Source organism: Pseudomonas sp. RA_5y_Pfl1_P24 (assembly GCF_963970945.1).
Classification (GTDB): Bacteria; Pseudomonadota; Gammaproteobacteria; order Pseudomonadales; family Pseudomonadaceae; genus Aquipseudomonas; species Aquipseudomonas tritici.
Genome location: NZ_CAXAOJ010000013.1, coordinates 19,385 through 40,382, shown reverse-complemented (window position 1 = coordinate 40,382; position 20,998 = coordinate 19,385). Strand labels below are relative to the sequence as shown.

18 protein-coding genes are annotated in these 20,998 nt (G+C 60.8%); 9 read left to right on the top strand and 9 right to left on the bottom strand.

The genetic code is table 11. From position 1 onward, the window contains the following. Positions 1–48: 48 nt before the first annotated feature. The 8 genes from AACY30_RS21175 to AACY30_RS21140 all read right to left on the bottom strand — a co-directional run bounded on the left by AACY30_RS21175 (position 49) and on the right by AACY30_RS21140 (position 9,841). On the bottom strand, positions 49–1,971 hold the full coding sequence (locus AACY30_RS21175; RefSeq protein ID WP_003194732.1) for a PrkA family serine protein kinase: 1,923 nt from the start codon (positions 1,969–1,971) through the stop codon (positions 49–51). 284 nt (positions 1,972–2,255) lie between these two features. Next, complete coding sequence (glpE, locus tag AACY30_RS21170) at positions 2,256–2,585, bottom strand: thiosulfate sulfurtransferase GlpE (RefSeq protein WP_065871790.1); 330 nt, start codon at positions 2,583–2,585, stop codon at positions 2,256–2,258. Between the two features lie 9 nt (positions 2,586–2,594). Further along, the gene (locus AACY30_RS21165) at positions 2,595–3,434 is read right to left on the bottom strand and encodes a symmetrical bis(5'-nucleosyl)-tetraphosphatase (protein WP_339541083.1); all 840 of its coding nucleotides are present in this window, start codon (positions 3,432–3,434) and stop codon (positions 2,595–2,597) included. After that, positions 3,434–3,814, bottom strand: a complete 381-nt coding sequence (apaG, locus tag AACY30_RS21160; protein ID WP_339415418.1) for a Co2+/Mg2+ efflux protein ApaG — start codon at positions 3,812–3,814, stop codon at positions 3,434–3,436. The genes AACY30_RS21165 and apaG overlap by 1 nt, the downstream gene beginning before the upstream one ends. A gap of 106 nt (positions 3,815–3,920) precedes the next feature. After that, a complete protein-coding gene (gene rsmA, locus AACY30_RS21155; RefSeq protein ID WP_339469802.1) occupies positions 3,921–4,733 on the bottom strand; it encodes a 16S rRNA (adenine(1518)-N(6)/adenine(1519)-N(6))-dimethyltransferase RsmA in 813 nt (270 codons plus the stop codon). Beyond that, the gene (gene pdxA, locus AACY30_RS21150) at positions 4,730–5,719 is read right to left on the bottom strand and encodes a 4-hydroxythreonine-4-phosphate dehydrogenase PdxA (protein ID WP_339541082.1); all 990 of its coding nucleotides are present in this window, start codon (positions 5,717–5,719) and stop codon (positions 4,730–4,732) included. Before pdxA ends, rsmA begins: the two co-directional genes overlap by 4 nt. Further along, the gene (locus AACY30_RS21145; protein ID WP_339541081.1) at positions 5,716–7,056 is read right to left on the bottom strand and encodes a peptidylprolyl isomerase; all 1,341 of its coding nucleotides are present in this window, start codon (positions 7,054–7,056) and stop codon (positions 5,716–5,718) included. The genes pdxA and AACY30_RS21145 overlap by 4 nt, the downstream gene beginning before the upstream one ends. After that, entirely contained in the window at positions 7,031–9,841 is a 2,811-nt protein-coding gene (locus AACY30_RS21140) for an LPS-assembly protein LptD (protein ID WP_339469807.1), read from the bottom strand. Before AACY30_RS21140 ends, AACY30_RS21145 begins: the two co-directional genes overlap by 26 nt. A gap of 130 nt (positions 9,842–9,971) precedes the next feature. On the opposite strand from AACY30_RS21140, the gene AACY30_RS21135 reads away from it, so the two are divergent. From AACY30_RS21135 to AACY30_RS21125, 3 genes are read left to right on the top strand one after another with little or no spacing between them, the layout of a single operon-like run. Beyond that, on the top strand, positions 9,972–10,997 hold the full coding sequence (locus AACY30_RS21135) for an aminoglycoside phosphotransferase family protein (protein WP_339469809.1): 1,026 nt from the start codon (positions 9,972–9,974) through the stop codon (positions 10,995–10,997). After that, on the top strand, positions 10,994–11,668 hold the full coding sequence (murU, locus tag AACY30_RS21130; RefSeq protein WP_339469810.1) for an N-acetylmuramate alpha-1-phosphate uridylyltransferase MurU: 675 nt from the start codon (positions 10,994–10,996) through the stop codon (positions 11,666–11,668). The genes AACY30_RS21135 and murU overlap by 4 nt, the downstream gene beginning before the upstream one ends. A 1-nt stretch (position 11,669) precedes the next feature. Continuing rightward, a complete protein-coding gene (locus AACY30_RS21125) occupies positions 11,670–12,437 on the top strand; it encodes a TerB family tellurite resistance protein (RefSeq protein ID WP_339469811.1) in 768 nt (255 codons plus the stop codon). 140 nt (positions 12,438–12,577) lie between these two features. Here the strand turns inward: AACY30_RS21125 and AACY30_RS21120 are convergent, their stop codons facing one another. Next, positions 12,578–13,552: an alpha/beta hydrolase family protein gene (locus tag AACY30_RS21120; RefSeq protein ID WP_339469813.1), complete on the bottom strand. Its 975-nt coding sequence runs from the start codon at positions 13,550–13,552 to the stop codon at positions 12,578–12,580. A gap of 77 nt (positions 13,553–13,629) precedes the next feature. Here AACY30_RS21120 and AACY30_RS21115 point away from each other — a divergent pair, with 77 nt between their 5' ends. From AACY30_RS21115 to AACY30_RS21090, 6 genes are all read left to right on the top strand, one after another. Continuing rightward, positions 13,630–15,624, top strand: a complete 1,995-nt coding sequence (locus AACY30_RS21115; protein ID WP_339469814.1) for a PAS domain-containing sensor histidine kinase — start codon at positions 13,630–13,632, stop codon at positions 15,622–15,624. An 18-nt stretch (positions 15,625–15,642) separates the two neighbouring features. Then, positions 15,643–16,272 carry a response regulator gene (locus tag AACY30_RS21110; protein ID WP_049711271.1) on the top strand — a complete coding sequence of 210 codons (630 nt, stop codon included), beginning with the start codon at positions 15,643–15,645 and terminating at the stop codon, positions 16,270–16,272. A 226-nt stretch (positions 16,273–16,498) separates the two neighbouring features. Next, complete coding sequence (locus tag AACY30_RS21105) at positions 16,499–17,611, top strand: ABC transporter ATP-binding protein (RefSeq protein WP_049711272.1); 1,113 nt, start codon at positions 16,499–16,501, stop codon at positions 17,609–17,611. 44 nt (positions 17,612–17,655) lie between these two features. Continuing rightward, positions 17,656–18,696, top strand: a complete 1,041-nt coding sequence (locus tag AACY30_RS21100; protein ID WP_339541080.1) for an ABC transporter substrate-binding protein — start codon at positions 17,656–17,658, stop codon at positions 18,694–18,696. A gap of 109 nt (positions 18,697–18,805) precedes the next feature. Beyond that, positions 18,806–20,053: an ABC transporter permease gene (locus AACY30_RS21095; protein WP_339415429.1), complete on the top strand. Its 1,248-nt coding sequence runs from the start codon at positions 18,806–18,808 to the stop codon at positions 20,051–20,053. Positions 20,054–20,065: 12 nt separating this feature from the next. Next, positions 20,066–20,890, top strand: a complete 825-nt coding sequence (locus AACY30_RS21090; RefSeq protein WP_339469816.1) for an ABC transporter permease — start codon at positions 20,066–20,068, stop codon at positions 20,888–20,890. The last annotated feature ends 108 nt before the right edge of the window (positions 20,891–20,998 follow it).

Below are 20,998 nucleotides of genomic sequence, written 5' to 3'. Positions count from 1 at the left end.
TTCAATAGCTTTTCTCTTGCGGCTTTCAGCTAGAAGCTTGCAGCTGCTTCACTGCGATTTCCGGACCCGTAGGTACCATTCCGAAAGAAGCCGTACCTGTTTGTCGGTGTAGCCGCGCTCGACCATTCGTGTGACGAAGTCGTTGTGCTTTTGCTGATCCTCCTTGCTGGCCTTGGCGTTGAAGCTGATGACCGGCAGCAGATCCTCGGTGTTGGAGAACATTTTCTTCTCGATGACCACTCGCAGCTTCTCGTAGCTGAGCCAAGTCGGGTTCTTGCCATTGTTGTTGGCCCGGGCGCGCAGCACGAAGTTGACGATTTCGTTGCGGAAATCCTTCGGATTGCTGATGCCGGCCGGTTTCTCAATTTTCTCAAGCTCCTCGTTGAGTGCGACGCGGTTGAGGATCTCGCCGGTTTCCGGGTCGCGGTATTCCTGGTCCTGGATCCAGAAGTCGGCGTACAGCACGTAACGGTCGAAGATGTTCTGGCCGTACTCGCTGTAGGACTCCAGGTACGCGGTCTGGATTTCCTTGCCGATGAATTCGATGTAGCGCGGCGCCAGGTACTCCTTGAGGAAACGCAGGTAGCGCTCGCGGGTTTCCGCCTGAAATTGCTCCTGTTCGATCTGCTGTTCCAGCACGTAAAGCAGGTGCACCGGGTTGGCGGCGATTTCGTGGGGGTCAAAGTTGAAGACCTTGGACAGGATTTTGAACGCGAAGCGTGTCGACAGGCCGTTCATGCCCTCGTCCACACCCGCCGTGTCGCGGTATTCCTGGATCGACTTGGCCTTGGGATCGGTGTCCTTGAGGTTTTCACCGTCGTACACGCGCATCTTCGAATAGATATTCGAGTTCTCCGGCTCCTTGAGGCGCGACAGCACGGTGAACTGGGCGAGCATCTTCAGGGTGTCGGGTGCGCAATGGGCCTTGGCCAGGGAGCTGTTGAACAGCAGTTTGTCGTAGATCTTGATTTCATCACTGACGCGCAGGCAGTACGGCACCTTGACGATGTAGATCCGATCGATGAAGGCTTCGTTATTCTTGTTGTTACGGAAGGTGTGCCATTCCGATTCATTGGAGTGGGCCAGCAGGATTCCGGTGAACGGAATCGCGCCCAGCCCTTCAGTGCTGTTGTAGTTGCCTTCCTGGGTCGCGGTAAGCAGTGGGTGCAGCACCTTGATCGGCGCCTTGAACATCTCCACGAACTCCATCAGGCCCTGGTTGGCGCGGCACAGTGCGCCTGAATAGCTGTAGGCGTCGGCGTCGTTTTGCGGGAATTCTTCGAGTTTACGGATATCGACCTTGCCCACCAGTGCCGAGATATCCTGGTTGTTCTCGTCACCCGGTTCGGTCTTGGCCACGCCGATCTGGTTGAGGATGGACGGGTAGAGTTTCACCACGCGGAACTGGCTGATGTCACCGCCGAATTCGGCCAGGCGCTTGGTGGCCCAGGGCGACATGATGGTGTTGAGGTAACGACGCGGGATGCCGAAGTCTTCTTCGAGGATTGCGCCATCTTCCGTGGCGTTGAACAGGCCCAGGGGCGACTCGAAGACCGGTGAGCCCTTGATGGCGTAGAAGGGCACCTTCTCGATCAGTTGTTTGAGTTTTTCGGCCAGGGACGACTTACCGCCGCCGACGGGGCCGAGCAGGTAGAGGATCTGTTTCTTCTCTTCCAGGCCCTGGGCGGCGTGGCGGAAGTAGGAGACGATCTGGTCAATGCACTCTTCCATGCCGTGGAAGTCTTCAAAGGCCGGATAACGGCGGATCACCTTGTTGGAGAATATTCGCGACAGCCGCGAGTTGTTGGCGGTTTCCACCAGCTCCGGCTCGCCAATTGCCAGTAGCAGGCGTTCGGCGGCAGACGCGTAGGTGCTGCGGTCCTGTTTGCACAGCTCGAGATACTCTTGCAGTGTGAGTTCTTCTTGCTGTGTGGACGCGAAGCGTTGTTGGAAGTGGCTAAAGATACTCATGACGTCGTCACCTCGCTCGATACGTGGAGCCGACGCCGGATCAATCAGTCGATGCTGGCAGACATTGGCAGACGCCAATGACTGTTTTCCCCCCAAACACCCTGAAACACTACCGATGACCCGCACGCCGGTGTACCGGCTCTCCCCTGATTCGGATGGCCTGCGCTTAAGGATAGTTCGGAATCGGAGAGGTCAAGGCGCGATGCGCAATTAGTTTGGCGGCGCCGTTCGTCAGAAACGGCGCGAGCCCAAGCGTCACGCGGGGTAGCGGGGTGTTAAAAAAATTATTGCGAATTGCCTGAAGAAATTTCCGCAGGATAAGTCGCACGCCACAGTTCAAAGCCGCCATCCAGGCTATAGACGTCGGAGAAGCCCTGGCTGATCAGATAGGCCGCAGCGCTTTGGCTGGAGTTGCCGTGGTAGCAGGCCACGATTACGGGCGCGTCGAGGTCGGCGGCGCGGATGAAATCGGCGATGTTGACGTTGTCCAGGTGCTGGGCGCCACGGATGTGGGCGGCCAGATAAGTCGGCTGGTCACGGATGTCGACCACTACGGCGCCTTTCTCGCGCAGGGCCTGGGCTTGTTCGGGAGGGATACGTTTGAATTCGCTCATGGCGGGCTCCTAGGGCTTGGCGGTGATAGGTTGGGGCGGTTCGCACTGGCAGCTCTGGCGCTCGCCGGTATCGATATTCATCAGGGTCATGGCGCCGCCCCACACGCAACCGGTGTCGAGGGCGAACACGCCGGGCTCATCGCATTGGCCTTCAAGTGCCGCCCAGTGACCGAAAATGATCTGGGTGTCGCGGGCCTTGCGGTCCTTGTGCGCGAACCAGGGCTTGTAACCCGGCAATGCGGTGTCGGCGCCTTCCTTGCTTTTGAGGTCCAGCTTGCCCTCGGCGGTGCAGAAGCGCATGCGCGTGAAGTAGTTGGTGATCACCCGCAGGCGTGCAACGCCGGTGAGGTCGTTGTCCCACTTCACCGGCTCGTTGCCGTACATGCCTTCGAGGTAGGCGGTGTACAGAGTGTCATCGGCCAGCGCGCTTTCGACTTCGGCGGCGCACTTGAGGGCTTTCTTCAGTGTCCACTGGGGCGGGATGCCAGCATGGACCAAGGCCATATTGCGGCCTTCGTCGTAATGCAGGATTTTTTGCCGGCGAAGCCAGTCGAGCAACTCGGTGCGATCCGGTGCTTCGAGGATTTCCCGCAGGGTATCGCCCTTTTTCAGACGCTCAATGTTATGGGCGGCCGCGAGCAGATGCAGGTCGTGGTTGCCCAATACGCACACCAGGGAATCGCGCAGGCTATATAAGAAGCGCAACGTCTCGAGGGACTCGGGGCCGCGATTGACCAGGTCACCGACCAGCCACAGGCGATCTTTCGCTGGGTCGAAGGCCACGCGGTCAAGCAGGCACTTGAGGGGCTCCAGGCACCCTTGCAGGTCTCCGACCGCATAGGTCGCCATCAGTGCAGGGCTCCCGGCACGGCGAGGCGGAAGGGCGGGATGATGGCGTCGAACAATTTACCGTCGGTGGCCTTCATCTGATAGGAGCCCTGCATGGTGCCGACTTTGGAGGTCATCACCGTGCCGCTGCTGTAGGTGTGGCTCGCGCCGATGTCGATCAGCGGTTGCTGGCCTACCACGCCTGCGCCGCGTACTTCTTCGACCTGGCCGTCACCGTCGGTGATCACCCAGTGGCGGGACAGCAGCTTGGCCGGCACCAGCCCGTTGTTTTTCACCGTGATGGTGTAGGCAAAGGCGAAGCGGTTATGTTCAGGTTGCGATTGGTCCGCCAGGAAGCGGGTGACGACGCTGACGTCGATCTGGTAGCGAGGATCGGACATGCAAGAGGCCTTAAAAGCAAAAGCGGAGGACAGCAGATGCGGGTCAGTCTAGGCCAAGAGCGGGGCACTAGGCCAGACATGGTGTCTGGCCCAGGTACGGCCGACTTCAGCCCGCGGCTGGCGCAGGCTGGATGGCAAGCTGGTCGGCCAGGCGCACGAACGCCGCGAGGTCCAGTTGCTCGGGGCGCAGGCTGCCGTCGACACCAGCAGCTTCGATTTCAGCGGTGCTCAAGAGGTTCTTGAGTGTATTGCGCAAGGTTTTGCGGCGCTGGTTGAACGCTTCGCGTACGACGCGCTCCAGCAATTTGTGATCCTTGGCCGGGTGGGGCAGCACGGCGTGAGGCACCAGGCGCACGATGGCCGAGTCGACCTTCGGCGGTGGGTTGAACGCGCCGGGCCCGACGTTGAACAGGTGTTCGACGCGGCAGTGGTACTGAACCATGATCGACAAACGACCCCAATCGCCACCACCAGGCCCTGCAGCCAGGCGCTCGACCACTTCCTTTTGCAGCATGAAGTGCATGTCGCGGATGATCCCGGCGTTGTTCAGCAGGTGGAAGATCAGCGGCGTGGAGATGTTGTATGGCAGGTTGCCCACCACCCGCAGGCTGTTGGGCGCTGCGTTGAGGCTGTTGAAGTCAAACTTCAGTGCATCGCCCTGGTGCAGGTTGAAGTTCGGCTTGTCGGCGAACTGCTGGTTGAGGATCGGGATCAGGTCCTTGTCCAACTCAACCACATCCAGTTGGCCGCCACTGTTAAGCAGACCTTTGGTCAGTGCGCCCTGGCCCGGGCCGATTTCCAGCAGGCGGTCTTCGGGCTTGGCATGGATAGAGCGCAGGATACGGTCGATCACGCCAGCGTCATGCAGGAAGTTTTGCCCGAAGCGCTTACGCGCCCGGTGTTGGTAATGCTCGGTCATATACGGGTCTCGGCCATCTGATAGGCGGTTTCCAGGGCCACGTGCAGGCTGCCGGTATCGATCTTGCCGCTGCCCGCCAGGTCCAGGGCAGTGCCATGGTCGACGGACGTCCGGATGATCGGCAGGCCCAGTGTCACGTTGACGGCGGCGCCGAAGCCTTTGTATTTAAGCACCGGCAGCCCCTGGTCGTGGTACATCGCCAGCACTGCGTCGCAGTGCTCCAGATATTTGGGGGTAAACAGAGTGTCCGCAGGCAGTGGGCCATGCAGGTCCATGCCTTCTTGGCGCAGACGCTCCAAGGTTGGTTCGATGATGTCGATTTCTTCATGGCCCAAGTGGCCGCCTTCACCCGCGTGGGGGTTGAGCCCACAGACCAGGATGCGCGGTTGGGCAATGCCGAATTTCTGTTGCAGGTCGGCATGCAGGATGCGCGTCACACGCTCCAAACGTTCGGCAGTGATGGCGTCCGCAATCTCACGCAGGGGCAGGTGCGTGGTCACCAAGGCGACTCGCAGGCCGCGCGTGGACAGCATCATGACGACTTGAGCGGTGTGGGTCAGATCGGCGAGGAATTCGGTATGGCCGGAAAAGGCGATGCCAGACTCATTGATCACGCCCTTGTGCACTGGGGCGGTGATCATGCCGGCGAAGTCGCCGTCGATGCAGCCTTGCCCTGCGCGAGTCAGGGTTTCCAGCACGAACGCCGCATTGGCCTTGTCCAGTTGCCCGGCCACTACCTTGGCCTGCAGCGGCGTGTCCCACACATACAAGCTGCCGGCGGGAGCGGGCAGGTCGGGCCAGTAACCCGGCGCCACGTCCAGCAAATTGACGGCCACACCCAGTTGCGCGGCCCGCTCGAGGAGCAGGTCGCGGCTGGTAATGGCGATCAGGGGGTATGGCTGGGATTGCGAGGCGAGCAGCAGGCACAGGTCAGGACCAATGCCGGCCGGCTCGCCGGGTGTCACCGCGAAACGCTGGGGTTTCACTGAGTAGCCTGGTCGGTGCCTGTTTGCTCGGCGCCTGGCAGCTTGTTCTCAACGTAGGCTTCGTCGCGGATCTGACGCATCCAGGTTTGCAGCTCTTCGTCGTATTTTCGGTTACGCAATACGTTCAGTGCTTGTTGCTCGCGGGCCTGGCTGGTGTTGTCGGTGGCGCGACGGCCAAGGACTTCCAGCACATGCCAGCCATATTGGGTCTTGAACGGCTTGGACAGCACACCTTGCGGAGTATCGGCCATCACTTGCTGGAACTCTGGCACCAAGGCTTTCGGGTCGATCCAGTTCAGGTCGCCGCCGTTGAGAGCAGAACCCGGGTCTTCCGAGAAGCTTTTGGCCAGGGTGGCGAAGTCTTCACCGCTTTCGATGCGGTCATAGATCTTCTGGGCCAGTTCCTTGGTTTGGGCTTCGGTGCGGATTTCGCTTGGTTTGACCAGGATGTGACGAACGTGTACTTCGTCTTTCAGCGAGGTCTCGCCACCGCGTTTTTCCAGCAACTTGAGAATGATGAAACCGCCTGGGGTACGGGCTGGCTGAGTAATGCCACCCACTTCCATAGCGCTCAGCTCGCGGTCGAACGGTGGAGGCAACTGAGCAGCCTTACGCCAGCCCATATCACCGCCTTCGAGGGCGTTGTCGCTGCCCGACTGGGCGATCGCCATTTGGGCGAAGTCAGCACCGGCCTTCAAACGATCATAAATAGCCTGGGTTTTAGCGGCGGCTGCATTGAGCTGCTCGGAGTTCGAGCTGTCCGGTGTCGGGATCAGGATGTTGGCCAGGTGCAGTTCTTCGGAAAGCTGCATCTTGCCAAGGTCCGACGCCAGAAAGTTCTTCACTTCCTGCTCGGACACTTGAACCCGCTCGGCGACACGGCGCTGACGCACACGGCTGATGATCATTTCACGGCGGATCTGGTCACGGGCGTCCTCATAGGACAAACCGTCGTGGGCCAGTGCTGCACGGAACTGATCAATGCTCATATTGTTGCGCTGGGCAATGGTGCCTACCGCCTGGTTCAGTTCCTCGTCCGAAATACGGATGCCGGAACGATCACCGATCTGCAATTGCAGGTTTTCGACGATCAGGCGCTCCAGAACCTGTTGGTCCAAGACGCTGGTCGGTGGCACGCCACCGCCACGTTTGGCGATGGTTTGCTGGACTTCCTTGACGCGTTGGTCCAGTTGGCTCTGCATGATCACGTCGTTATCGACGATGGCCACTACCTTATCCAGCTGTTGAACCGCAGCGTGTGCCGATGCGGTCCCCAGGAACAGCGCGCCCAGCACTAGCGGGCGCAGACAATCAGAAAGCTTGGTTTTCACGTTCACGATAACCTTCAATGCCTTTGTCGAGGAAGCTCTCTACCTTGGCGCCGGTCAGGCCGCCGAGTCCTTTGAGGACGATCTGCAGGAAGAGCCCGTGGTCACCCTTTTCGTTAAGCGGGGCGATCTGGCTGTATTCGTCGTTGGAAACCCAGTAGCGGTTGATGACGCGCAGTTTCCAGCAGCAGTTGTCGTACTCGAAACCACCGAAGGCTTCCAGCGTACGGTTGCGAGCGTAGTCATACTGCCAGCGGGTGATCAGGTTCCACTGAGGAATGATCGGCCACATCATCGAGAAGTCGTGTTGCTGGATTTTGTAGTAATCCTTCACGAAGTTCGCGTCGCCTGGCTGGCCGTAGTCACCGCCGAACTGCCATTTGCCGGTCAGCTGGTTGTAGACGACCTGGTCGTTACGATAGCGATAACCGACGTTGATGATCTTGTTCGGGTTGTCTTCCGGCTGGTAGTGAAGCATCGCGCTGCCGGAACGAGGACTGTGTTCCTCGGTGTCCCAGTTGTAGTCGGCCGTGGCGCGCCAATCGCGGTTGAAGCGGAACTCGTAGTCCAGGGCGACTGGCGATACGTCCGACTGTGCATCGGCACGGTCGGCGGCGAGGATGCCCGGCAGTTGAACTTCACGATCCTTGAAGTACAGCGCCTGGCCCACGGCTACGCGCTGACGCTCGAAACCGTTGTCTTCGATCCAGCGGCTGGTCAAGCCCAGCGACAGCTTGTTCTCGTCGCCGATACGGTCGGAGCCGCTGAAACGGTTGTCGCGGAACAACGACGCGTAGCTGAACGAGTACTCGCTGGTGTCGAAGACCGGGATGTCAGCCTGGTCCTTGTTCGGCACATACAGGTAGAACGCACGTGGTTCGAGGGTCTGGCGGTAGTCTTTGCCGAACCAGTTGGTATTGCGGTCGAAGTACAGGCCGCTGTCGACGCTGGCCACCGGAACCGCACGGTCCTGGGAGCTTTTGAACGTGCCGCCTGCGTACGGGTTGGCCGGGGTGGCTGCAGCTTGAGCGGCAATGATGTCGTTCTTGCCAATGCTGTCCAGGTCCAGATCGTACTTGGTGTAGACGTACTTGAGTTTCGGCGTAACAAAGCCGTAGGTCCAGTTCATCGGGTATTCGACGGCCGGCGCTACGTTCAGGCGAGTACCGTTCGCGCGGGTCAGGCCCGTGACGTAGGTATCCAGGCGGCGTGTTGCTACGCCATCCTGATCCTTGAAGAATCCGTTCTCCAGGTCACGGTCGAAGCGCACGGCTTCGGTCTCGTAGCTGAAGTTCAGGCCGCCAGGGTGGTATGGCAGCTGACCGTTGAAGGTGATCTGCGGCAGGCGGTCATACGGGGTGATCTGGGAGATCGTTGCCAACTGGTAGGCCTGAAGGTTCAGGCGAGCCTGGAAGGTGTCACCGCGATACGTCACGGAACCCTGCTGGTTGACGTAGTCTCGGCTTTCGACGCCTTCCTGGTTGGACTTGAGGTCCTGGAAGAAGTAAGGGTCGCTGATCGTTGTGTAGTCGACCTGGGTCATTACACGCGAATCCAACCCGCCCTTGTGTTGCCAGTTGAGCATGTAGCGGGTTTTTTCGTAATCGGTCTGCTTGCTGCGCTCGTCGTTGTCGTCGTTCAGGTACGCGCCGCCGAACTGGCCTTCGCTAGACTTGGTGAGGTAGCGGAATTCGCCTTCCATCATCATGCCGCGCTTGGTCATGTATTGCGGGTACAACGTGGCGTCGTAGTTTGGCGCCAGGTTGAAGTAGTAAGGCGTAACCAGGGTAAAGCCGTTTTCGCTGCCGCTGCTGAAGCTCGGTGGCAGGAAGCCGGATTGACGACGGTCGTCGATCGGGAAATAGATGTAAGGGGTGTACAGGATCGGGATGTTCTTGATCCGCAATGTCGCGTTGGTCGCCGTACCGAAGCCGGTTGCCGGGTTCAACGTGATGTTGTTGCCTCGCAGCTGCCAGGCGTTGCTGTCTGGCTCGCACGTCGTGTACGTGCCGTCCTTGAGACGGATGATCGCGTTTTCGGCACGCTTGGCGTACAGCGCGTTACCGCGGATACGCGACTTGTGCAGCACGTATTCGGCGTTGTCGATCTGGGCGGCGCCGGTGTCGAGTTGCACTTCGGCATGGTCGCCGACGATCAGTGCACCGTTGTCGCGCAGACGGACTTTGCCATTCAGCTCGCCACGGTTCTCGGCCTGGTACAGGCTGGCTTCTTCGGACTCCATCTGCATGCTGCCCTGGCGCATGACGACGTCACCGGCCAGGGTCGCGACTTGCGACTCCTGCTCGTAACGCGAGGCTTTGGCACCGATGAAGGTGGGCGCATCGCTCTTGTTCGTCTTGTCGTTCATGCCAGGACGAATCGGCTCGATGTACGCACCGCCGCAATACGGGCCGGTTTCGGCCAACTGCGCTGCGGTCAGCTTGTCGCGCGGTACCCAGTCCAGGTGGCTGTAGTCGGCGCTGCGCGAGCGCAGGCCACGGCCCTTGGAGTCGGTGACCAGTGCGGTCTGCGGCACGGCCTCGGCTTTGCCGCCAGCCTCGGCTTGCGCCGTGCTGTTGGCGGAGCTGACGGCTGCGCCGTCATGCACCGGGCGTGGTGGCAGAGGGGCTGCGGCGGTTTTCGGCGCGCAATCCCAGGCACCCGAAGCAGAGACTGAGCAGTCATACTGTTCCGCGGCGACCACGAATGAGGTGGCGAAGGGTTGCAAGGCCAGCAGACTGCCGGTTACCAGCAACGGAAATTTTCTACGAAACGCGGGGGATTTCAATGCCATCTTATTAGTCCGGGCTTCCTGCGTGCCATCTGCCCGCGGTTTGGGCCGCACGCCTCTCGATGGTCTGAAAAAGATGCGTGATAATAAAGCATGCCCCGCTTGACGGCTAGCGCCGTCGGAGACCCTTGTAATGCCAGAGCAAGATCTACGTTTACAACAGCTGGAAGTCTGGCTGGATGAGCAGTTGCCGATCCTTTTCAACGCTCAAGGCTGGGGTGCTGTACCCCCGGCCACATTGACCGCGGCCAGCAGCGACGCGAGTTTCAGGCGCTACTTCCGTTGGGAAGGCGGTGGTCATACATTCGTGGTAATGGATGCGCCACCCCCCCAGGAAAACTGCAAACCTTTCGTCGATATCGCACATTTGCTGGCGAAGTCAGGGATAAATGTTCCAAAAATTTATGCAGAAGATTTGCCGCGAGGCTTTCTTTTGCTCAATGACCTGGGCAGAAAAACCTATCTGGACGTGATTGACGACAAAAACGCCGACCCATTGTTTGTCCAAGCCATCGATGCCTTGCTGGCGTTCCAGCAGTTGCCGATGGACGCGCCATTGCCAAGCTATGACGTGGCCTTACTCCGTCGTGAGCTCGAATTGTTTCCGGAGTGGTACGTGCGTCGCCATCTGGGTATCGAACTCGATACGCAACAACAAGCGCTCTGGCAGCGCGTCAGTGACCACCTGATCAACAGTGCCCTGGCGCAGCCGAAGGTGTTGGTGCACCGCGACTATATGCCACGCAACCTGATGATCAGCGAGCCGAACCCCGGCGTGCTGGATTTTCAGGATGCGGTCTACGGCCCGGTGACCTACGACATCACCTGCCTGTTCAAGGACGCCTTCCTCAGTTGGCCCCAGGCCCGCGTGCGGGAATGGCAGCGCGGCTATTGGGAGCGCGCGGTAAGACTGGGCATCCCGGTGCAGGCCGATTTCGAAGACTTCCTGCGTGCCAGCGACCTGATGGGCGTGCAGCGCCACCTCAAGGTCATCGGTATCTTCGCGCGCATCTGCCATCGTGACGGCAAGCCACGCTACCTGGCCGATGTGCCGCGCTTCTTTGCTTATATAGACGCGGTGTTGGCGGACCGTTCGGAGTTGAGCGAGCTGGGTGAATTGCTGGCCAGTCTGCGCCCACCTGCGCAGGTGAGCGTATGAAGGCGATGATCCTGGCCGCTGGCAAAGGTGAGCGGATGCGTCCGCTCACGTTGCACACGCCCAAGCCGCTGGTGCAGGCCGGCGGCAAGCGTCTGATCGAGTATCACTTGGAGGCGCTGGCCAAGGCCGGCTTCACTGACATCGTAATCAACCATGCCTGGCTCGGCCAGCAGATTGAATGTTATCTGGGGGACGGCGCGCAGTTTGGCTTGCGCATCCGTTACTCCCCCGAGGGCGAGCCGCTGGAAACCGGCGGTGGGATTTTCCAGGCATTGCCGTTGCTGGGCGACGAACCCTTCCTGGTGGTCAATGGCGATATCTGGACCGACTACGACTTCACCCCACTCAAGCGACCGCTCAAGGGCCTAGCCCATCTGGTGATGGTCGACAACCCGGCGCATCACCCTTCAGGTGGCGATTTCTACCTTGATCAAGGTTTGCTTCATGATGCTGCGGCCGGTGCCGATAACCTGACCTTCAGTGGCATTTCAGTGCTCGACCCCACGTTGTTCGCGGGTTGCAGTGCGGGTGCCTTCAAGCTGGCGCCGCTGCTGCGGGCGGCCATGGCTAAAGGTCTGGTAACGGGGGAGCACATGGCGGGACGCTGGATTGATGTCGGTACGCTGGAGCGCCTGGCGCAAGTCGAAACCCTGCTGACAGCGGGGCAGTAACATGCTGTGGCCAGGGACGCTGATCGGCGCGGGGGCTGGCTTTGCCATAGCCAGTATTCCGGGGGCCTTGTTGGGTGCGCTGTTGGGGCAGGCGCTGGACCGTCGCCTGCAACTGCAAAGCTGGGCGCAGTTGCGCGAGCGGCTGGGCGGGCGCCCGGCGTTGCGCAATGACGAGCTGTTGTTTGTGTTGCTGGGGCGTTTGGCCAAGAGCAATGGGCGCGTGGTGGACGGCCATATTCAACAGGCGCGCCAGGAGATGCGCTCGCTGGACATGACCGAGTCAGCCCAACGTCGTGCTATCGCAGCGTTCAATCGTGGCAAGTCCGGCTCCGACCGGGTACGCCGCTATCTGCGGGTGCTCAAGGCGCAACCCCACGCGGCCGAAGGTGTATTGCGTGCGTGCTGGCGCATGGCCTGGGCAGACGGCAAGGCGGATGACGCCGAGCGTGACTTGATCGACTTGTGGGGCAAATGGCTGGGCTGGACGCCGCAACAGCTCCAGGCGTTGGCGGCCGACTACACACCGGAGCGTAAGCCGCTGGTCAGTCGGGGGCCTACCTATCAGGACGCGTTGCGCGTGCTGGGTGTGACGGCCACCACCGAACCGTCGGTGATCAAGCAGGCTTATCGCCGCCTGCTCAGCCGCCATCACCCGGACAAGGTTGCCGGCAGTGGCGCGAGCGCTGCGCAAGTGCGTGAGGCGACCGAACGTACTCGCGAATTGCATAGCGCTTATGCGTTGATTCGCGAGCGGCGGGATTTCCGCTGATTATTTTTGCGTGAAAACCCGATCTACTGTGGGCGCTCGCTTGCCTGGGATAGCGGCGGGTCAGCAATGCCTTTGGCACTGATAGTCCGCCATCGCAGGCAAGCCCGCTTCCACATTTCGACCGGGTTGCCAATCCGGTTTCAGTCAGTCGTCGCCTGCGGACTCAACCACCCGCGAACCCGTCGATACAACTGCTCCTGCTCAGCCGCGCTGTTACCGGGCAAGGTTTTCAGCGACACCTGTTTATAACCGTCATTCTTCAAACGCTTGGCCGCCTGGGCGCGGGCCAGGGCGTTTTTGCGTGTCTGAGGGTCGTCTTGATAGAACACGTCGGCGGTCGGCAGCTTCAGGCCGGGGGCCAGTTGCTGGATGTCCGGATGGCGCCCGGTTGGCGTCTGCGCCGCGACCATGACGAACTTCTGCACCTGGGACGGCTGCTTCTCGCTCAAATAGCGCGCCGCCCACCAGGCGCCGGTGCCATGGCCGAGCAGCACCACACTGCGCGCACTCTGGGTCTGGGCGAAGGCCACGGCGGCATCGATGCGGGCAAAGATGCGCGAAGCATCGGTCTTGTCCTGCTCGTCGGCCCCAGGAACCACTGCCGGGTCAGTGCCCTCGGCCTCAGCGCTGGCAGCCTGCTCGATGGGTTTGTCGGCGGTGCTCGCTTCCTTGCTGCTGGCATCGACGGTGGCCTTGGGCGCTTCCATCACACGCGGCGGCAGGGTGTCCACGCTCACGTCCGGCAACGACAGGCTGAGGCTGCCCCAGTTGGCATCCGGCAATTTGTGCCGCAACGGACTGATCGCTTGAGGCCAGTCAGCATTCTCTCCGGCGCCCGGTACGAGAATCACCACACCTTCGGGTTCGGCACTGTTGGCCGGTTTCCACAGGGCGAGGAATGAATCGCTGCCGGCCTGTAATTGTTGCTGCTCCTGTTGCGGGATTTTGCGTTCCAGGGCGCTGGCTTCTGCCAGGCTGCGCTCAGGCAGAGGCTGGCGCTCGACGGGTTTTTCTGCGGCAGGCTCTGGGGCGTCAGCGGCCTGTACAGAAAAGGCACTGGTAAAAAGCAGCGACAGGCACAATGCTGGCAGTGCCGAACGGTGGAAAAAGGGCATCGTTAATTCCCGGCCAGAAGTGATTCCAGCAGCCTAATGGGTTGGTCAGTGTTTGTCAGTGATGTGAGGCGTGGATCATGGGTTTTCGCTGTCTGCTGGTTATCGGCTGTATGTGCCTTGCCTTGATGGCAAACGCCGCCCCTGCGCCCGCCGTTCCCCAGGCGCAGCTCGATGTACAGCAACGCGAATGGCTGGCCCAGCACCCGGAGCTGCGGGTGGGCCTGGTGTTGCAGGCACCTTACGCGCAATACGACCGGCGTTTGCAGCGGCTGTCCGGGGCCAATGTCGAGTTGATGCAATGGTTAGCCAAGGCGCTGAACATCGAGCTGACCTGGCGCAACTTCCCCAACCAGGAGCAATTGGAAGCCGCCGTACGCGATGGCGAAGTGGACATCGCCCCCGGCCTGCAACAAACCCCTGCCGGTTTGCGTCTGTGGTTGTTCACCGACCCTTATATGCGCGTGCCGCAGCACATTGTCGGTATCCGCGATGGCGGTGGGGCCGTGGAGTTGGAGAAACTCGATGAGCAATCCCGCGTCGCCGTGCGCATGCCCAGCGCTGTGGCCGATTACCTGCGCAGCACCTACCCCGGCCTCAACCTTCAAGGCGTGCCCATGGAGCGCCAGGCTCTGCAGTTGCTGGTGAGCCGGCAGGCACGCTACGCGGTGGTGGACGAAGCGCAATTGAGCCGTCTGTCCGGCGAAGCGGAATTCGCCGGGCTGGCGGTGGTGGGCGATATTGGTCTGCCGCAATTGCTGCGGGTGGCTACGCGGCGGGAATGGCCAGAATTGGCCAGCATCATGGAAAGCGCCTTGCGCGCCATCCCCGCACGCGACCTTGACCAACTGCACAGCCGCTGGCTGCAACCTAAATACCCACACCTCACAGCATCCCCAGGGCTGTGGCAAAACCTCTGCCTGTTGCTGGGGCTGTTGCTGCTCGCCAGCCTGGCTGTCGTGTTTTGGCAGCGTCGCCAGCAGCGTGTGCTGGAACACGGCTTGTTGGCCGCCCGCGAAGAAAGCACGGCCCGCGCCGCCGGTGCCGAAGCCTTGCGGTTGACGCAATTTTCTATCGACCAAAGCACTGTCGGCATCCTCTGGGTCAACTGGGACAGCCATGTGCGCTACGCCAATCGTGCGGCCGAGAGCATGCTCGGCTACGGCCCCGGTGCGCTGATCGAGCGGCCGCTGGTTGACCTTGATCCAAGCCTGCATATGGACCGCTGGCTCAACCTGTGGAAGCGCGCGCGGGCCAGCGAAGACGGTCCGCAGAATTTCGCCACCGATTGCCAGCGTGCTGACGGCAGCATCCTGCCGACCAACGTGTCCTTGAGCTTCCTGCGTTTTGCCGAGGCCGAATACCTGGTGGTCTACCTCAACGATGTCACTGAGCTACGCCGTACCCTGACGGCCTTGCTGCAAAGTGAAGCGCAATTGCGCGAGCTGTCCGCCCACCTGGAAACCGTGCGCGAAGAAGAAAAGGCGCGGATCGCCCGTGAGGTGCACGACGAGCTTGGGCAAATGCTCACGGTGCTCAAGCTCGAGACCTCAATGTGCGAGCTGAGCTATGCGCAACTCGACCCCGGTTTGCACGACCGCTTGAACAGCATGAAGCGCCTGATCGCGCAGCTATTCCAGCTGGTGCGCGATGTGGCGACGGCGCTGCGCCCGCCGATTCTCGATGCCGGCATTGCCTCGGCCATTGAATGGCAGGCCCGGCGTTTCGAAGCCCGCACGCAAATTCCCTGTCTGGTACAAGTCCCGGATAACCTGCCGGCCCTCAGCGATGCCAAGGCCATTGGCCTGTTCCGGATCCTGCAGGAGGCGCTGACCAATGTGATGCGTCATGCCCAGGCGCATACTGTGGAGCTGACCCTCGCCGTCGAGGGCGCCGGTTTGCGGCTGACCATCAGCGATGATGGCGTCGGTTTCGTCCAGGTTCAGGGGCGCCCTGTGTCGTTTGGCCTGGTGGGCATGCGCGAGCGGGTGCTGATCATGGGCGGGCAACTGAGCCTGGACAGCGAATTGGGGGAGGGCACCACCCTGAGTGTCACGGTGCCGTTGGATGCATAACACCAAGAGGAAGTCCCTGTGATCCGCGTACTGGTAGCCGAAGACCACACCATCGTTCGTGAAGGCATCAAGCAATTGATCGGCCTGGCCAAAGACCTGTTGGTCGTTGGCGAAGCGAGCAATGGCGAGCAACTGCTGGAGACCTTGCGCCATGTGCCGTGTGAAGTGGTGCTGCTGGATATCTCAATGCCTGGCGTCAACGGCCTGGAGGCGATTGCACGCATCCGTGCGCTGAACAATCCGCCGGCGATCCTCGTGCTGTCGATGCACGACGAAGCGCAAATGGCCGCCCGTGCCTTGAAGGTCGGCGCCGCCGGCTATGCCACCAAGGACAGCGACCCGGCGCTGTTGCTCACGGCAATTCGCAAGGTGGCGGCCGGTGGGCGTTATATCGACCCGGACCTGGCGGACCGCATGGTTTTCGAAGTGGGCCTCACCGATACCCGGCCGCTGCATTCGTTGCTGTCGGAGCGCGAGTTCTCGGTATTCGAACGCTTGGCCCAGGGCGCCAACGTCAACGACATCGCCCAGCAGTTGGCGTTGAGCAGCAAGACCATCAGCACCCACAAGGCGCGGTTGATGCAAAAACTCCATATCACCTCCCTGGCCGAGCTGGTGAAGTACGCCATGGAACACAAGCTGCTCTAATCACATATCTAATTACGACACCTCGAAACCCCCGCCGAGCCCATTCTTGCCGCTTGCGGCTCGCCCCTTGTAGCTGCACTGTCCAGTGCGCGCCATCGTTGTAGGGCAATCCCTACCCCAAACCTTCCATCCGGCTGATGCGATTCTCTCCTGGCCCCCGATTTCCGGGGGGCTCGCGCCTGGACTACGCTTGTCTCACAGCAGTCCAAAACACAAAGGTGCGGGTATGAGCGAGGTGGATTCAAATGATGTGCTGGTCAGCTTTCGTGGCGTGCAGAAGAGCTACGACGGCGAGAACCTGATCGTCAAAGACCTCAATCTGGAGATTCGCAAGGGCGAGTTCCTCACCTTGCTCGGGCCTTCCGGTTCGGGCAAGACCACCAGCCTGATGATGCTGGCCGGTTTTGAAACGCCGACGGCAGGCGAGATCCAGCTGGCCGGACGCTCCATCAACAATGTGCCGCCGCACAAGCGCGACATCGGCATGGTGTTCCAGAACTACGCGCTGTTCCCGCACATGACCGTCGCCGAGAACCTGGCGTTCCCGCTGTCGGTGCGCGGCTTGAGCAAGACCGATGTCAGCGAGCGGGTCAAACGCGTGCTGAGCATGGTCCAGCTCGACGCCTTCGCCCAGCGTTATCCAGCGCAACTCTCCGGCGGCCAGCAACAGCGCGTGGCCCTGGCCCGTGCGTTGGTGTTCGAGCCGCAACTGGTACTGATGGACGAACCCCTCGGCGCCCTCGACAAGCAACTGCGCGAACACATGCAGATGGAGATCAAGCACCTGCACCAGCGCCTCGGCGTGACCGTGGTGTACGTGACCCACGACCAAGGCGAAGCGCTGACCATGTCTGACCGCGTGGCGGTGTTCCACCAGGGCGAAATCCAGCAGATCGCCGCGCCGCGCACCTTGTACGAAGAACCGAAGAACACCTTTGTTGCCAACTTCATCGGCGAGAACAACCGCCTCAATGGTCGTCTGCACAGCCACACCGGCGAGCGCTGCGTGGTGGAGCTGGCACGTGGCGAGAAGGTCGAGGCACTGGCGGTCAACGTCGGCCAGATCGGCGGCCCGGTGACCCTGTCGGTGCGCCCGGAACGCGTCAGCCTCAATGGTTCCAGCGAAAGCTGCGTCAACCGCTTCTCCGGGCGCGTGGCGGAATTCATCTACCTGGGCGACCACGTGCGTGTGCGCCTGGAAGTCTGCGGCAAAGCCGATTTTTTTGTGAAACAACCGATTGCCGAGCTGGACCCAGCATTGGCGGTCGGCGACGTGGTACCGATTGGCTGGCAAGTCGAGCACGTTCGCGCACTCGACCCACTTCTAGAGGCGAACTGATCGCCCCCATGGCTTCACCAACCCTGCACGTGGAGAGAACAACAATGTTGAGATCCCTTAAATATTCAGCCCTGGCCTTGAGCTTGATGGGCGCGACACAGGCCATGGCAGGCCCGGACCTGACGATCGTGTCCTTTGGTGGCGCGAATAAGGGGGCCCAGGTCAAAGCTTTCTACGCACCGTGGGAAAGCGCGGGCAACGGCAAGATCGTCGCCGGTGAGTACAACGGTGAAATGGCCAAGGTCAAAGCCATGGTCGACACCAAGAGCGTGTCCTGGGACCTGGTGGAAGTGGAATCCCCGGAGCTGTCCCGTGGCTGCGACGAGGACATGTTCGAACCGCTGGACCCAAAACTGTTCGGCAACACCGCCGACTACGTGAAGGGTGCGATCCAGCCGTGCGGCGTAGGCTTCTTCGTATGGTCGACCGTGTTGGCCTACAACGCCGACAAGCTCTCCACGGCACCCACCAGTTGGGCAGACTTCTGGGACACCAAGAAATTCCCGGGCAAGCGTGGCCTGCGTAAAGGCGCCAAGTACACCCTGGAATTCGCCTTGATGGCAGACGGCGTCGCGCCGAAGGACGTCTATAAAGTGTTGGCCGGCAAAGATGGCCAGGACCGTGCGTTCAAGAAACTCGACGAACTCAAACCGTCGATCCAGTGGTGGGAAGCGGGTGCACAACCGCCGCAATACCTGGCCTCGGGTGACGTAGTGATGAGCTCGGCCTACAACGGCCGCATCGCCGCTGTGCAAAAAGAAAGCAACCTGAAAGTGGTGTGGAACGGCGGCATCTACGACTTCGACGCATGGGCCATTCCTAAAGGCTTGGCCAAGGACCGTGCCGAAGCAGCGAAGAAATTCATTGCGTTCTCGGTGCAACCGCAGCAGCAGAAGATCTACTCGGAAAACATCGCCTACGGCCCGGCCAACACCCAAGCCGTACCGTTGCTGGCCAAGGACATCCTCAAGGATATGCCGACCACCCCGGAAAACATCGCCAACCAGGTGCAGATCGACGTGAGCTTCTGGGCGGATAACGGTGAGCAGCTCGAGCAGCGCTTCAACTCCTGGGCTGCCAAGTAACACCGCCTGCTGTGGTGGATAGGTTTGTTGTAGTGAGCGGGCAAGCCCGCTCATACAAATCAGAGCCCAGCCATAGGTGTAGTCTTTTTTCAGTTTTTCGGAGTCAGCCATGGCCATCGCCGTTCCCTCGAACGAGGTCAATAGCCCTACCCTCAAGCAGCGCCTGGCGCGTGCCGAGCGGCTCAACCGCTGGAAGGCCCAGGCCTTGATTGCGCCGTTGGTGCTGTTTTTGCTGCTGGTGTTCCTGGTGCCGATTGTCGCACTGCTGGTCAAAAGCGTCGGCAACCCGGAAGTGGTGGGCGGTTTGCCGCGCACGGTGGTGGCGGTGACGGCCTGGGATGGTCGTGGTCTGCCGGGCGAGCCGGTGTATCAGGCCCTCAGTGAGGACTTGGGCGAAGCGCGCAAAAACCAGACCTTGGGCGACCTGTCCAAGCGCCTCAACATGGAACTGGCCGGCTACCGCAGCCTGCTGACCAAAACCGCGCGGGCGCTGCCGTTCAGCGAAACGCCGGCCTCTTATAAAGAAGCGTTGGAAAACCTCGACGAACGCTGGGGCGACCCCGCTTACTGGCAGGCGATCCGGCGCAATACCAGCAGCCTGACGCCGTTCTATTTGTTGGCGGCCGTCGATCACCGCATCGACGACCTCGGCGAAGTGGCGCCGGCCACGCCAGACCAGGCGATCTACCTGGACATTTTTGCGCGCACCTTCTGGATGGGCCTGGTGATCACCACCCTCTGCCTGCTGCTGGCCTATCCTCTGGCCTATTTGCTGGCCAATTTGCCGGCGCGCAAAAGCAACTTGCTGATGATCCTGGTGTTGCTGCCGTTCTGGACCTCGATCCTGGTGCGAGTAGCGGCGTGGATCGTACTGCTGCAATCCGGCGGCCTGATCAACAGTGCACTGATGGGCGTGGGCCTGATCGATACACCTCTGGAACTGGTGTTCAACCGCACCGGGGTCTACATCTCCATGGTGCATATTCTGCTGCCGTTCATGATCCTGCCGATCTACAGCGTGATGAAGGGTATTTCGCCCACTTATATGCGTGCAGCGATTTCCCTGGGCTGTCATCCGTTCGCCAGCTTCTGGCGCGTGTACTTCCCGCAGACCTACGCCGGCGTGGGCGCCGGTTGCCTGTTGGTGTTCATCCTGGCAATTGGTTACTACATCACCCCGGCACTGCTGGGCAGCCCGAACGATCAGATGGTCAGCTACTTCGTGGCGTTCTACACCAACACCAGCATCAACTGGGGCATGGCGACGGCGTTGGGTGGCTTGCTGTTGCTGGCCACCGTGGTGCTGTACCTGATCTACAACCAGCTGGTCGGCGCCAGTCGCCTGCGCCTGAGCTAAGGAGACCTTGCGATGCTGAGCCCTTATATGTCGCCCGTTGAGCGGGTCTGGTTCTACAGCTTGCGGATCCTTTGCGGCTTGACCCTGTTGTTTTTGATACTGCCGGTGCTGGTGATCATCCCGCTGTCGTTCAACAGTGGCAGTTTCCTGGTGTATCCGCTGCAAGGCTTCTCGCTGCAGTGGTACCAGGACTTCTTCGCCTCGGCTGAATGGATGCGTGCACTCAAGAACAGCGTCATCGTTGCCCCGTCGGCCACGGTGCTGGCCATGGTGTTCGGCACCTTGGCAGCGATTGGCCTGACCCGTGGGAATTTCCCCGGCAAGGCGCTGGTAATGGCGCTGGTGATTTCGCCGATGGTGGTGCCGGTGGTGATCATTGGTGTGGCCAGTTACCTGTTCTTTGCGCCACTGGGCCTGGGCAACAGCTTTTTCTCGCTGATCGTGGTGCATGCGGTGTTGGGCGTGCCGTTTGTGATCATCACCGTGTCGGCGACCTTGCAGGGGTTCAACCACAACCTGGTGCGGGCGGCGGCCAGTCTCGGTGCTTCGCCATTGACCGCGTTTCGCCGGGTGACCTTGCCGTTGATCGCACCAGGGGTGATTTCCGGGGCGCTGTTTGCTTTCGCCACTTCGTTTGATGAGGTGGTGGTCACGCTGTTTCTCGCCGGCCCCGAGCAAGCGACCCTGCCGCGCCAGATGTTCAGCGGCATCCGCGAAAACCTCAGCCCGACGATTGCTGCTGCGGCGACCTTGTTGATTGCCTTCTCGGTCTTGCTGCTGCTGACCCTGGAATGGCTGCGTGGGCGCAGCGAGAAACTGCGCACTGCCCAAGTCTGAAGCCAACGGCGATCAAAATGTGGGGGCGAGCAAGCCCGCTCCCACATGGTCCTGTGTTGAACCAGAAATGACCATTCAGTCGCTGAATGCTAGGCAACCCAAAATCTC

Coding starts and splice junctions, on each gene's coding strand:
- AACY30_RS21175 (WP_003194732.1), bottom strand. CDS start 1,971: ATGAGTATCTTTAGCCACTTCCAACAACGCTTCGCGTCCACACAGCAA.
- AACY30_RS21120 (WP_339469813.1), bottom strand. CDS start 13,552: ATGCCCTTTTTCCACCGTTCGGCACTGCCAGCATTGTGCCTGTCGCTG.
- AACY30_RS21115 (WP_339469814.1), top strand. CDS start 13,630: ATGGGTTTTCGCTGTCTGCTGGTTATCGGCTGTATGTGCCTTGCCTTG.
- AACY30_RS21140 (WP_339469807.1), bottom strand. CDS start 9,841: ATGGCATTGAAATCCCCCGCGTTTCGTAGAAAATTTCCGTTGCTGGTA.
- AACY30_RS21095 (WP_339415429.1), top strand. CDS start 18,806: ATGGCCATCGCCGTTCCCTCGAACGAGGTCAATAGCCCTACCCTCAAG.
- AACY30_RS21165 (WP_339541083.1), bottom strand. CDS start 3,434: ATGGCGACCTATGCGGTCGGAGACCTGCAAGGGTGCCTGGAGCCCCTC.
- glpE (WP_065871790.1), bottom strand. CDS start 2,585: ATGAGCGAATTCAAACGTATCCCTCCCGAACAAGCCCAGGCCCTGCGC.
- apaG (WP_339415418.1), bottom strand. CDS start 3,814: ATGTCCGATCCTCGCTACCAGATCGACGTCAGCGTCGTCACCCGCTTC.
- AACY30_RS21105 (WP_049711272.1), top strand. CDS start 16,499: ATGAGCGAGGTGGATTCAAATGATGTGCTGGTCAGCTTTCGTGGCGTG.
- murU (WP_339469810.1), top strand. CDS start 10,994: ATGAAGGCGATGATCCTGGCCGCTGGCAAAGGTGAGCGGATGCGTCCG.
- AACY30_RS21100 (WP_339541080.1), top strand. CDS start 17,656: ATGTTGAGATCCCTTAAATATTCAGCCCTGGCCTTGAGCTTGATGGGC.
- rsmA (WP_339469802.1), bottom strand. CDS start 4,733: ATGACCGAGCATTACCAACACCGGGCGCGTAAGCGCTTCGGGCAAAAC.
- AACY30_RS21090 (WP_339469816.1), top strand. CDS start 20,066: ATGCTGAGCCCTTATATGTCGCCCGTTGAGCGGGTCTGGTTCTACAGC.
- AACY30_RS21135 (WP_339469809.1), top strand. CDS start 9,972: ATGCCAGAGCAAGATCTACGTTTACAACAGCTGGAAGTCTGGCTGGAT.
- AACY30_RS21125 (WP_339469811.1), top strand. CDS start 11,670: ATGCTGTGGCCAGGGACGCTGATCGGCGCGGGGGCTGGCTTTGCCATA.